Below are 12149 nucleotides of genomic sequence, written 5' to 3'. Positions count from 1 at the left end.
GGGCGCGGCCGTAGGGATGCTGGCGTTTCCGTCGACCGCGCCAGGGGATGAATGGGCCACCGGCGGGGCAGCACGCAATCCGTGCTCGGCGTCGCGCTGGGGCTGCTGGCCGTGGTGGTGATGTAGGCGCTGGTACTCGTGTGGTGGGGCGCGGGTGATGCGCCTTCCCGTCGCCGTAGGCACCGTTTCGGACGAGAGAGGACGCTGTGACCGGCAACGAGATGCCGCACACAACTCCAGGCACCTTCCCGTACGCGATGGAGATCGTTGACCTGCTGCTGCACCGCCGCGACATGCTCCACGAGGCCGCTCTGCGCGTAGTCCCCGACGTCGATGAGCGCACGCGGGTGCAGGGCATCAGTCCCGCCGGCGCCTACGCGCTCGCCGAGACAGAGATCCGCACAGCCTGGCCCGCGATGGCCGACGCGGTGCTCATCCTCGTGCAGCTCAGCAACGCCGGTCTGCTCAAGGAGCCACCGGACACGGTGCCCGGCTGAGCTCCACGACAGGGCGCCCTGACCCCAGCTGCCTGTGTCACCCGGCGAGGAGACGGCGAAGCTGGCACCCGCGGACCTGATCTCGCGGCGTGCGACGGGCCTCGGATGGCCTGCGGCTCGCCTCGGCGAAGATGGCCCCGTGCAGTACGACCTGAACACCCTGGGCCCGCAGCAGTTCGAGGACATGGTCCGCGCGCTCTGCCTGCACGCCTACGGCCCTGCGGTCACCGCCTACGGACGAGGTCCCGACGGCGGCCGCGAGGTGTCCTACAAGGGCGCCCTCCCGATGGGCCCCGAGGAGGTCTGGACCGGCTTGACCGTCGTCCAGGCGAAGTACCGCCTCGAACCGCGCACCCCGGCGGACAACCTCGCCTGGTTGCGCAACGAGATGTCGAAGGAGCTCAAGGCCTGGGCCGACCCACAGTCCGAGCGCCGCCAGAGGGGCCGGATCCCGGACAACCTCATCATCGCGACCAACGTGTCGCTCTCGTCGGCGGCCGGCGGTGGCATCGACACGGCCAACGCCGAGCTGGAAGCCCTCGCCCGGGACCACGGGGTCCCGCTCAAGTCCTGGCGCGTGTGGCCAGCGCAGCAGATCACCACCATGCTCACCACCTCGCGCGACGTCCGCCGCGCCTTCGGCGGGTTCCTCACCCCGGGGACGTCCTCGGCCAGATCGTCGAGCGCCTCGACCTCGACGACGAGGACCTCACCGCCGCCCTCACCGCCAACGTCGTCAGGGACATGCTCCAGGCGCGGTTCGTGGCGCTGGACGCCGTGGGCTCCGACGACGACGACCGGGTCAGCCTCGGCAACGTGGGCGTAGACCTCCCGGCCCTCACCCTCGTCACCACCGGCGGCGTCAACGAGGTCAAGACGGTCCCGACCCTGGACTGGCTGGTCCACCACGCGGACGCCGTGCACCAGTACCGGCCCGACCACGACGAGCCCCACGCGCTGCTCGTCGGCGGCCCGGGCCAGGGCAAGACCACGCTCACCGCGCTCCTCGCGCAGATCTACCGCGTCGCCCTGCTCAGCGGCTCAGCCGCGCTCAGCCCCGAGGCCGCCCGGCTGCACGCCGAGCTGTCCGAGCAGTTCCAGGCGGCCGGTCTGCCGACCCCGCGGAACCGCCGCTGGCCGATCCGGGTCGATCTGGCCGCCTTCGCGGAGTTCATCACCAGCACAGGTCACGCGTCACTGCTGCGCTATCTCGCTCAGCGGATCACCGTCGAGTCGCCGTATGAGATCGAGTCCCAGCAGCTGAACCGGTGGCTGGGCCGCTACCCGTGGCTGCTCGTCCTGGACGGGCTCGACGAGGTGGCGTCCCCAACCCTGCGCACGCAGGTCCTGAGCGCCATCTCCGGGTTCCTCGTCGACGCCAGCGGCGCCGGGGGCGCAGCCGACGTCGTCGTCGTCGCGACGACACGTCCCCAGGGGTACGCCGACGAGCTGGACGCCCGGGACTTCGCCCCCGTCACCCTGGAGCACCTCCCCACCGACCAGGCCCTGGCGTACGCCGGCCGCCTGTCGAAGTTCCGGCACCCGGACAACCCCGACCTGCGGGCGCACGTCCACGATCGCCTTGTCGAGGCCGCCGGGATCTCGATGACCGCCCGGATGATGCGGACGCCGCTCCAGGTGACCATCATGTGCCGGCTGCTGGAGCGCCGTCAGCGGGTTCCGCAGGAGCGGTACGCGCTGTTCGACGCGTACTTCGAGGCGATCTACAACCGGGAGATCAACAAGAAGGGGCACATCGCCACGCTGCTGGAGGACCGCCGTCGGGACGTCGAGTGGGTGCACGAACGTGTTGCCCTCACCTGCCAGGTGGACGCCGAGACCGCCGACGGCGTCAGCGCGGCCATCCCCCGCAGCCGGCTGCGCGAGCTCGCCCGCGGACGTCTCCTCGGTGAGGGACTCCCGGAGGACGACGCCGACACCATCGCCGGCCGGATCGCCGATGCCGCGCTGCACCGGCTGGTGCTGCTGGTCCCGCACGGCGCCGGGGACAGCGTCGGCTTCGAGATCCGCAGCCTGCAGGAGTTCCTCGCCGCCCGCGCCCTCACCGGCGCCGCGGACGCGGAGGTCGTCGACCGGCTGCAGCCGCTGGCGCCCTCCGCACACTGGCGCAACACCTGGTTGTTCGCCGCGGGCCAACTGTTCCGCACCCGCGAGTGGCTCCGGGACAGCGTCCTTGCCCTGCTACGGGAGGTGGACCTCAGCGACGACTTGATGCAGTTCGCGGCCGCCGGTGCCGAACTCGCCGCTGATCTGGTTCAGGACGGGCTCGCATCGAGGTCTCCCGACAAGAACAGGGCGCTCGCCCTTCACGCGCTCGAGGACCTGCAGAGGACTCCCGGGCTGGGCTGGCCGGTGCTCGCGGAGACGCTGCTCCTCGCCTCCGACGACGAGTTCACCCGGAACGCCGTCGTGCGCGCCACCTCGGCGGCGGTCGCGCAAGGTGGCGGCCCGCGGGCCGCCGCCCTGCTGCTCTGCGACTGGTGGCGGCGAAGGACCGGCCCGCTGCCGGCGGCGGCGCGCCAGTTGTGGCTCAAGCAGGACTCCCGCATCGTCGCCGGCCCCGGCTTCTTCCGGCTGGCGGCCGAGCGCCTGGACTACAGCACCCGGGAGACCTTCGACCGGAGCAGATCCGTCCGCGACTACCTGACCGACCTGCTGACCGAGGAGACCGAGCCGGCCCGCGCCTTCCTTGAGCTGCTGGGTGGCCGGATTGTCGCTGCCGAACCCCTCGACCCTGCGCACAACGACCCCACCGTCGACCCGCTGTCCGTGCCGCACGCCTGGGTCGTCCACCGCGGTCCCCGCCCCGAGGTCCAGGCGATCGACGACGCCTTGACTACCGAGGTGGCCCGCCATGCTCTGCGCCGGCTCCTCGATGCTGTTCCGCCGGCAGACTGGCACATCGTCAGCACGGTGCGCGCCGACATCCAGCACTGGCTCAGTCGACGGCCGGTGGGCCCCGACCTGCCGCGGTCGGTCTACGCCTAGCCCCGGACAGCGCGCTGATCCCCGGACTTTTCTCGTAGCGCGTTCTGCGTCCGGCATCCCGTCGGGTCAGGCCTACGCGGGAGGTCGGACGGGCCGCCGGTGAGGGCAGCGTTCACCAGTTGGAAGCGGATGAACTACGACGTGCAGGACGAGCGAAGGTCGGCGAGCAGCTCCGGGAGGAGCGCCTCCTCGTAGGCGGCCGCGGCGTGCGTCCGCATCGTCCGGGCAAGGGCCGGATCCCACGGAGAGCCGGGCACCTTCCGCGGGTCCAGGGCGACCCGGACGGCGGGCGGGCGCGGCAGGCTGGCCAAGTAGTCGGCGGTCCCCATCCGCCAGGGGGTGGCGCCCGGCACGGCGCCGAGCAGGGTTGCGACGTGGGTCAGCCCCGCGGGGTCGAAGTCGGCGCGGACCCGCACCGGCCAGCCTGCCGCGGCCAGGCGGGCGAGCGCGGCGACCTCGCCGGCGGAGGGGGTGCCCGAAGTGCAGATCAGGCGCACCGGTGTGCCGTCCGCGGCTACGAGGTCGGCGGCCGCCGCGGCGACCGACGGGTTCTCCGTCACGAACACCGCCCCTGGGCCGGCCGGGGCTGGCCACCGGCAGCCGGCGAGCTCGCGGGGCGGGATCGTGACGGCGACGTGCGGCGGCAGGGTCCACCCCACCGGATGGATGCCGATGGTGATGAGCCCGCCGGTGAGGTCGTCCCAGTCGACGCCGAGGCTGTCCCACGCGGCTCGGGCCCGTTGCCCGGCCGACGTCGCACCGGCGGCGGTGGTGAGGGCGAGCGTGAGCCCGGCCAGCGGTGCGCCGTCGTCCAGGGCGTGCGGGTCATGTGCGTGGTCGTTGGCGAGCCGTCGCCGGTCTGTGCGGGCGCCCGGGGTGGGCAGGTGGGTCACGACTGCGACCGCCGTGCGCAGGAGCTGCTCGGGGTGCGGCAGCGCGTTCAGCCGAGCGACCCAGCCGCTGCGGCGCAGGTGCGCCCACGCGGCGTCCCCGCTGAGCGTCGGGAGCCGCTCCGACGAGCGGGGGGCGGTGGCGAGGGCGGCGATCAGCGCCGCCTGAAGCGCCGCCTCCCGGTCGGCGCGTTCGGCCCGTGCACGGGCCTTCGCGGCCAGCGGTCGACGGGTCGCATGGGCGGCGACCGCCCCGGGCGTGAGGTTCGCTCCGCGGCCCCGCAGCCGTGCGGTGAGGGAGGAGAGGTCGACCTGCCGCGTCTGCCCGGCGGCGAGGGGACGGCCACCGAGCAGTCCGACAGCGGCGGCCCGATGCTCGGGTGCGGCGGGCGCGGTGATCCGTATCAACCCGGTGGTGAGGTCGGGGTCACCGCGGCGATCGGCGGTCGCAGCGACCTGTTCCCACAGCCAGGTGAGCGGTGTGTCGAGCAGCGCGGGGAGGTCGGCATCGCGGCAGGCGCCGCCACATAGCGCGCAGGTCATGCCGGTTCGGCGTCCGGGTCGCCGGGCAGCGGCAGCAGCCCGCGGACGAGCATCGGGAAGGCGACGACGAGCCCGTCCGGCGCGACCTCGAGGTCGTGGGCGTCGATGCCGTCCCACGCCGCCGGCGCCCCGTCCCACAGGTAGCTGGTGCACACCAGGTCCAGGTCGAGTTCGGCGATGAACCGTGCCAGGCCCTCCCGGCCGCGTTCGTCGACCTCGGCGGGGACCTCGTCGAGCGCAGCCAGCCGCAGCCCGGCCTCGCCGAACTTGTCGTACGCGGCGGCGACCGCGGCCAGCATCGGCGCGAGCACCACGAGGCGTCGTTCACCGCCGGACAGGCCGGTCTTCGGACCCCAGCGGCGCGGCTCGGCGCCCGGCCGGGTGACGAAGTAGGCGACGTCGACCCACAGCCGCACGTCGACGGCGGCGGCGAGCCGTTCAGTCATCGTCTCTCCTTCGGCGGCCGCGATCAGGGCCTGCAGCGCCTCACCGACCTGCTGCTTCTGCTCCGGGGTGCGATCGGCGTCCGCGATCCGGCAGGACAGCTCGTACACGGTCCGGCTCGCCGGCGGCAGGTCGTCCCGGAGGGTCACCTTGACCTGCACGCCGACCCCGGAGGAGGCGGACGCGGCCCGCATCTTGCGGTTGACGTCGTCGACCCAGTCCCGCTGCCGGGTCCAGGCGACGCCGATCGCGGACGGCAGCCGACCGATGACGAAGTCGTCAAGCGCGGTCTCCTCCGCGGCGGCGAGTTCGGCGGCGGCGCGGTCGGCGAGGCCCTTCGCGTGCCGCGCCGCCTGCACCGGGGTGTACGCGGTATCGGTGTGGGTGAGGACGAAGGTGTCCAGCCGGTCGTCGTCGCCCGGGTCGAGCGTCCACAGCCCGGCGAGGCTCGTGCGGGCGGTGTCGTACCGCTCCCGCAGCGTCTTGCGGGCCACCGTCGGTCGGGCTGCGAGGGCTGCGTCGGCTTGTTCGAGCAGCCCGTCCTCGTCGGCGAGCGGCGCTCCGCCGACGACGACGTCCTCGACGCCGGGCACAGCGAGCAGGCTGCGCAGCGCGGCCCGGGCCGTCGTCGCGGCAGGCCGCACCTCCTCCAGTCGGGACTCGGCCGCGGATAGGCGCTCCTCGGCCACGCCCTCGGCGCTGGCGGTCTCGAGCACCGTCGCGGCCGCGGCGGCGAGCCGGGGCCGCAGCTCTCGCTGCCGCCGTTGGGCCTCGGCGTGGCGGCGCACCGCCTGCTCCGCGGCCGACCCGGACACCTCGCGCAGCGTGCGCAGCGTCTGCTCGGTCCGGGCGGCGTCGTCCACCGCGGCCTGCGTGGTCGCACGCAGGCCAGGCAGGGCCGCCGCCGCGGTGGAATCGGCGGCGACGTCGTCGAGCAGCTCGACCAGACGGACCCGCAGCTTCCCCGCCACCGGGCCGGCGGCCGCCTGCAGCGCCTGGGCTGTCGCGGCGCCGCGGTCGCGCAGCACGGCCAGCTGCTCCGCGTCGGCGGGCAGTCCCCGGCCGCGGGTCCTGTCCACCCAGTCCGCCCGCACGCGCTGCGCGTCCTCAGCGGCCGCGGACGCCGCCTCGGCGGCCTCCTCGGCCGCGGTGGCCGCGGTTCGGGCCGTCTGCTCGGCCGAAGCACGGGCCGCCTCGCGGTGGCGAAGCGCCTCCCGGTCCGGGAACAACGCGGCCCGCCGCTGCGCGTCGCGTGCCTGCTCGCGCAGCCCCTGCGCCTGCTGCTCGAGTTCGGCCGCTGCCTGCTCCAGTCGCACGGCTTCCTGCTCCAGCCGCTCCGCTTCGGCGACCGCCGCGGCGAGCCGCTGCCGTGCCCCCACGTGCCGCGCCGGCGGCAGCATCGACCGGTCGTCGGCGCCGGGCACGCGCCCGTGCAGCACCCCGGCGCGGAACGTGCCGTCGCGACCGACGGCGAGCGTGGTGCCCTCCGCCGCCGCCGCGGTGTCGGCGAGCGCGATCCGTGCGAGAACGCCCGCCGCGGCCGGCGCCAGCGGATGCTCCGCGTCAACGGCGACGAGATCGGCGAGGCTGCGCTGCGCGACCAGGCCGTCGGGGCGCACCTCCCAAGCGTTGCTGAAGGCTCCGCTGGCGGTCAGCGTGGCACCGAGCGCGCCGGCCGCGGCGAGCGCCGCCTCGAGCAGCGCCCGCGCGGCCGGGTCGGTGAAGTCCGCGGACCAGTCGAGGGCCGCGGCGAAGGCGGCCGTGTCGTCGCCCGGACCGGCCCACGCCGGTCGCGGCAACGGCAGCAGCTTGCCGCCGCGCAGCTCGGCCGCGTTTGCGCGGTGCTGTGTGGCCTCGGCGCGGAGCTCGGCCGCGCGGCCCTCCTCGGTCTCGGCAGCGCGGCGGGCGGCGGCGGCCACGGTCGCCGCGGTCTGCTGGCTGGCGGCCCGCAGCTCGTCGGCGGTCGCGAGCACGAGACTCGGCTCCGCACCGGTGAGCTCGGCGAGATCCTCGACGCTCCACCCGGAGGGTGCCTCGTCGCCGTCCGGGCCGTCGCTGTCGGGGGACGCGGCGAGGTCGGGATGGTCGGTCGTCCAGTCCACCAGGCGCTCGACGAGGGTCGATGCGGCGGCGCGGGCGCCCTGGGCGGCCCGGTCCGCGGCGGCGCGTTCGCGGTCGGCCTGCTCGCCGGCGGTTGTGGCCAGCCGCCGGGCGCTCCGGGCGTGGTCGTCCGCGGTGACGACCTGCTGGTGGTCGGTGAGAGCAAGCGTCGCGTTCGCGGCACGAGTGCGGTGCGTCGTTGCCAGGGCGGTCCAGGCGGCCGCCGTCGCCGGCAGTGCGTCGGGGTCCGCGGTCACACGCAGCGCCGGTCCCGGGTTCGCGGTCGTGTCACCGACCGTCTCGATCGCGCGAGGGCGGTCGGTGACACTCAGCAGCGGGTCGACCGCTGCGTCGGGATCGGCGGCGGTCGCGGCGGCGATCTGCTCGTCCAGGTCCTCCCGCAGCGCGGCGGCGGCACGGCGCAGCGCCCCGCCCCGACTGCGCGCGGTGTCGGCCGCGTCGACCAGGCGCCGCAAATCGCTGGCCGCCTGGGCGCGCTGGGCGTCGGCCGCCTTCTGCAGGTCCTGCAGCCGGCCGGCGGCCTGGTACTCGTCGCTGCGCTCCAGCGCTTCGATGTCCGCCTCGAGGTCACGCAGTTCGTCCTGCAACTCCTGCCGGGCGGTGCCCGCGTCCTTCGCGGCCTTCCGCGCCGCTTCCAGCGCCTTGCCGGCCTTCCCGACGTCGCCGCGGGCGCGGGCTGCGATCTCGGCGGCGCCGCGTGCGTCCGCGACGGCGACCCGGGTCACGTCGATCACGTGTCCGGTCCATGCCGCGGCGAACTCGCCGAGGACCGCGGCGGCCTCGCTGTCCCGACGGAACGCTTCCCGGGTCGCGTCGGATTCGGCGAGGGCGTCCGCGGTGGCGCCGATGACGTCGTCAGAGACGCCGGGCAGGGACTCGCGCAGCGCGTCCGCGGCGGCGCGCGGCGACACCTCGCCTAGCAGCGAGGGGTTCCTCAGCTCGTGCAGCCGCGTGGCGAGCAGGCGCAGCTCGGCGGCGCTGGTGCCCCACACACGCCGCGCCAGGTGGTCGACGTAGGCGTCCTCGTCGTCGAACACCTGCCCTCCGGCGGCTTCGATGGCGGCGGTGAACTCCTCGGCCATCAGCTGCGTGCGGCCCGGGCCGCGCAGCGGCACGGAGGTACCCGGGACGCCGGGCACTGTGAACGGTACGACCCGCACCGGCGGCGACGCCCCCTCTGAGAACTGCAGCCGCACTCCGAAGGACCATTCGCCTTCCGAGCCGGGTCCGGCGAAGGTCAGCCACACGTACCCGTACCGCCGCCGGCCGGGGGCGGCTTCGCGCATCAGCTGTGACAGCGACGTCGGCCGCGCCTTGCCGGCGGCGAGCCGCTGGGCGTTCAAGTCCAGCAGGTACGGCCATAGGGCTTCCAGCGCCGTGGTCTTCCCGGTTCCGTTCGGACCGCGCAGCAGCAGCCGCCCGGACGCGGCCGGCAGCAGCAGGTCACCGTAGCGCCACACGTCGGACAGGCCGGCCCCGACCAGGCGCCACCGGCGCCCGAACCGGTCCGGATGCCCGGATTGCGGGGCGAGGTCGTCGCCGCTGAACAGACCGATCGCCGCGTCGATGCTCACGTCTGGTCGTCTTCCGTCTCGAAGGGCAGGCCCGCGTCTTCGGGCCCGAAGGGCAGGCCCTCGGTGGCCGGGGCGGCAGATGCCCGCGGGCGGGTCGGCGCCGCCGACGGCGCCGGAGGGGGCGGCGCCGGCCAGCGACCGGTCGCCGGGGAGAACCACCACGTTGCGTTGTCGACGCGCAGCAGCCCGAGCCCGGTCAGCAAGACGGCGACCTCGGCGGCCAGCCGGGCCGGATCGGCTGCCAGCTCCGCGGCCCAGCCGCCGCGGCCGGAGCCGTAGGTGGTGGAGAGGTCGGCGAGCCGGGCAGGCACCTCCTCCGCGGCCAGCCCGCGCCACCCCGGACCCGGGCCGCCGTAGATACGCTCGCCGGTGGCGGCCGCGTCGCACAGCAGCAGCGCCGCGTGCGGCACGGTGCCGGACACCGGGAACGGCAGCGGCCCCAGCTCGCGCGGATGCCGAAATGCCTCGGTCGGCAGCACGAAGGCGGCGCCCTCGGCGCGCCGTTCCAGGTGCAGCCCGAATGCGGCCGCGAGCGGGCCGCCGTCGTCGCCCCGCACCCGGCGGGACAGCCAGTCCGCTTCTACGTCGTCGAGGTCGATGACGTGCACGAGCGAGTCGTCGACGAGGCGGCGCCGCATCCGGCGTGCGGCGTCCCGCTCGGTCTCGACCTGCTCCAGCCACGCGACTGGGTCTGCGGCCGGGTCGAGGCTGCCGGTGTTCGCGATCACGTGCGCCAGCCGGGTGTGGTGCACCGCCAGCAGCACCGGGGCGTTCTCATCGGCGACGAACCCGTCGACGTCGCCGTCCATCCGCACGACGACGCCGCGCTCGTCGAGCATCCGCAGCGCGGCGACGATCGCGCGTCGCTCGGTGATGTCGCCGCGCACGGGCAGCTCGGCTTCGGCGGCTGCGGCCCGGGCCGCGGTGACCAGCTGCGCCAGCCCCACCCGTGGGGGCATCGACTCCGCCGCCGCGACGAGCAGGAAGAACCACGAGCAGGTCAGCGGTGCCGGGCCGGTGGTCGCCCAGGCATCCCGGCGGACCGGTGGGAACTTTCGCAGCCGGACCAGGCCCCGCTCGGCGACCAGCACCCAGCCGAGCCGGTCGAGCACGTCACGGATGGCCGGCAGGTTGCGCCGGACTGCGGCGATCGCCTCGTCATCGCGGCCGGCGACCAGCCACGGGCGGACGGCGAGCAGCCGCAGCGCGGCCGCCGTCTCCGCGTCCGCTTCCGGCGCCCAGGCGCGGCGGGCCCGGCGGGGCACCGGCAGGTCGCCGCCGGTCATGCCGCACCCCCGACGACGACGGCCCGAGCATCCGGGTCGGCGGTCGTCGCGACGGGCGCCACCGGCCGCGCGCCCGGCCGGTGGAACACCGCGACCCGGCCTGGCAGCCAGATCCGCCAGCTGGGCGCGCGCAGCAATCCCACGCCCTCGCCGGTGTGGAATAGCGTGCAGGCCAGCCCGTCGCGGGTCGCCGTCCGACGGTCGCCGCTTGCGCCAGCCCGCGCCGCGGCCATCAGCGATGCCAGGGCGACGTCCGCCGCGCGGAAGCTGAGCTGGTCGCCCGGCTCGGCGGCCAGCACCTCCGCGACCGCGGCGGCGTGTTCGGCGGCGCGCTGCGCCCGGGCGGCCGCGACCGCGGCCCGCGCCGCGGCGTCGTCGCGGGACGCCGGCGGCCGGCCCCGCGCACTGGTCCGGCCGGTGGCCCGCAGTAGCGCCGGCACGCTGACCGCCGGACCGCCCCGCCAGGAGGGGTTGCGTGGCAGGTCGGTGTCGTCCGCGTCGCCGTAGAGCTTCCGCCACGGATGGTCCCCGAGCGCGGCGAGCAACACGGCGGCGCCGATCGCCGGATCCGCCGAGGCCTTCGCCAGCTGCAGCGCGCGGGCGCGGCTGGTCGCCGTCCCCGTCGAGCTGTGCAGGCGGCGCAGGTTCGCGTGCATGCCCGGCAGCGCCCGCACGAGCCGGAGCGCGAAGCGGGCGGCCCGGCCGGTGTGCGGGTCGAACCACCCGGCCAGGCCGGCCCAGTCGGCGAGGCGGCCGCCGCGGGATGCGGTCAACGCGCCGCGTTCGATCAGCGCCCGGGCGTCCGACGCCTCGACCGCGATGGCGGCGAGCTCGGCGAACCGGGGTGAGAGCACGGCCAACGCCGCCGCCGCACGCGCCGATCCGGACTCCAGCTCGCCCGCGACCCGGGTCGCGTACTCGACCAGCAGCCGCTTCAGCTCCCCGGTGGCGTTGGCGTCAAGGTCGAAGCGGTCGGCGAGGCCGGCCAGGGTGTCCTCGGCGCCGACCAGGGCACCGTCAAGATCGTCGTGGCTGGTGAACAGCCGGCCGGTGTGCTCGGCGACCTCCGCGGCGGGCAGCGTCGCGTCGACGGCCAGCGCCTCAAGCGCGTCGACCACCCGGGCGAGGCTGGACAGCGGGATCTCCCGCATCGTGGGGGTCCCGGCGAGCACGGTCGCGTAGAACCGCTGCACCTGGCGACCGGCGGGGGTCGCCGTGTACCTCCAGTTGCGGGCCAGCAGGTCCGCGTGCCGAAGGATCCGGGAGGTGTCGGTGCGGGCCGACACGGCCGTCCACTCGCGCAGCTTGTCCAGCCGGGCCCAACGGTCCGCTCATCGAGCGGCGTTCCCGCGCCGCGCAGGGCCACGGTCACCTCGGCCGGTGTCAGGTCGGTGACCGATGACTCGAGCACCGCCATGATCGCGATGTAGTCGTCGGACTCGGGCGCGACCAGGTACGCCATCGTGCGGCGGGCGTCGGTCACCGCAACCGTGAACGCGCCGGCGGGCGCGTGCGGCTCGGTCATGCCCAGAGTTCTCCTTCTCGCGCGCTGGCCCCCGTCTGCAGGCCGAAGCCAGATGGTGCCGGGGACAGTACGGGCCGGAACCGACAGATCCCGGCGGTTTCGGCTGGTCACAGCCGCTCAGCCGGGGACTGCGGCCACTCTGGAGGAGGCTCCTCAGCCGCACCGGCTGTCCGTCGTCCCCATCGCCGTCCGCCGCCGGGCGACGACCGGTGGCCATCGAGGCGTGTGCAGCGCTGAGCCGGCGCTGCAGCTGGTTCAGC

General features: G+C 75.2%; 7 protein-coding genes. 3 read left to right on the top strand and 4 right to left on the bottom strand.

The genetic code is table 11. The features are described 5' to 3' along the window. The first annotated feature begins 206 nt into the window (after positions 1–206). The 3 genes from ACU616_RS21975 (at position 207) to ACU616_RS21965 (ending at position 3506) form a co-directional block, all read left to right on the top strand. Entirely contained in the window at positions 207–497 is a 291-nt protein-coding gene (locus tag ACU616_RS21975; protein WP_446760538.1) for a hypothetical protein, read from the top strand. A gap of 139 nt (positions 498–636) precedes the next feature. Further along, complete coding sequence (locus tag ACU616_RS21970) at positions 637–1323, top strand: hypothetical protein (RefSeq protein WP_446760537.1); 687 nt, start codon at positions 637–639, stop codon at positions 1321–1323. Then, positions 1242–3506 (top strand): NACHT domain-containing protein, encoded by a 2265-nt coding sequence (locus ACU616_RS21965; protein ID WP_446760536.1) that lies wholly within the window; start codon positions 1242–1244, stop codon positions 3504–3506. The genes ACU616_RS21970 and ACU616_RS21965 overlap by 82 nt, the downstream gene beginning before the upstream one ends. 134 nt (positions 3507–3640) lie before the next feature. Here the strand turns inward: ACU616_RS21965 and ACU616_RS21960 are convergent, their stop codons facing one another. Genes ACU616_RS21960 through ACU616_RS21945 form a run of 4 tightly spaced genes read right to left on the bottom strand, consistent with a single transcriptional unit; the run spans position 3641 to position 11677 of the window. Further along, complete coding sequence (locus tag ACU616_RS21960) at positions 3641–4939, bottom strand: DUF2399 domain-containing protein (RefSeq protein WP_446760535.1); 1299 nt, start codon at positions 4937–4939, stop codon at positions 3641–3643. Next, positions 4936–9078: an SbcC/MukB-like Walker B domain-containing protein gene (locus tag ACU616_RS21955; RefSeq protein ID WP_446760534.1), complete on the bottom strand. Its 4143-nt coding sequence runs from the start codon at positions 9076–9078 to the stop codon at positions 4936–4938. The genes ACU616_RS21960 and ACU616_RS21955 overlap by 4 nt, the downstream gene beginning before the upstream one ends. Beyond that, positions 9075–10364, bottom strand: coding sequence for a DUF2398 family protein (locus ACU616_RS21950; protein WP_446760533.1), 1290 nt, complete (start codon positions 10362–10364; stop codon positions 9075–9077). The genes ACU616_RS21955 and ACU616_RS21950 overlap by 4 nt, the downstream gene beginning before the upstream one ends. Beyond that, a complete protein-coding gene (locus tag ACU616_RS21945; protein WP_446761514.1) occupies positions 10361–11677 on the bottom strand; it encodes a DUF2397 family protein in 1317 nt (438 codons plus the stop codon). Before ACU616_RS21945 ends, ACU616_RS21950 begins: the two co-directional genes overlap by 4 nt. Between the last annotated feature and the right edge of the window lie 472 nt (positions 11678–12149).

Source organism: Geodermatophilus sp. URMC 62 (assembly GCF_052931475.1).
This window is presented reverse-complemented; position numbering and strand designations above follow the sequence as displayed.

What these genes read in the sequence shown, in the direction of transcription:
- ACU616_RS21950 (WP_446760533.1), bottom strand. Translation starts at nt 10,364, where the DNA reads ATGACCGGCGGCGACCTGCCGGTGCCCCGCCGGGCCCGCCGCGCCTGG.
- ACU616_RS21960 (WP_446760535.1), bottom strand. Translation starts at nt 4,939, where the DNA reads ATGACCTGCGCGCTATGTGGCGGCGCCTGCCGCGATGCCGACCTCCCC.
- ACU616_RS21965 (WP_446760536.1), top strand. Translation starts at nt 1,242, where the DNA reads ATGCTCCAGGCGCGGTTCGTGGCGCTGGACGCCGTGGGCTCCGACGAC.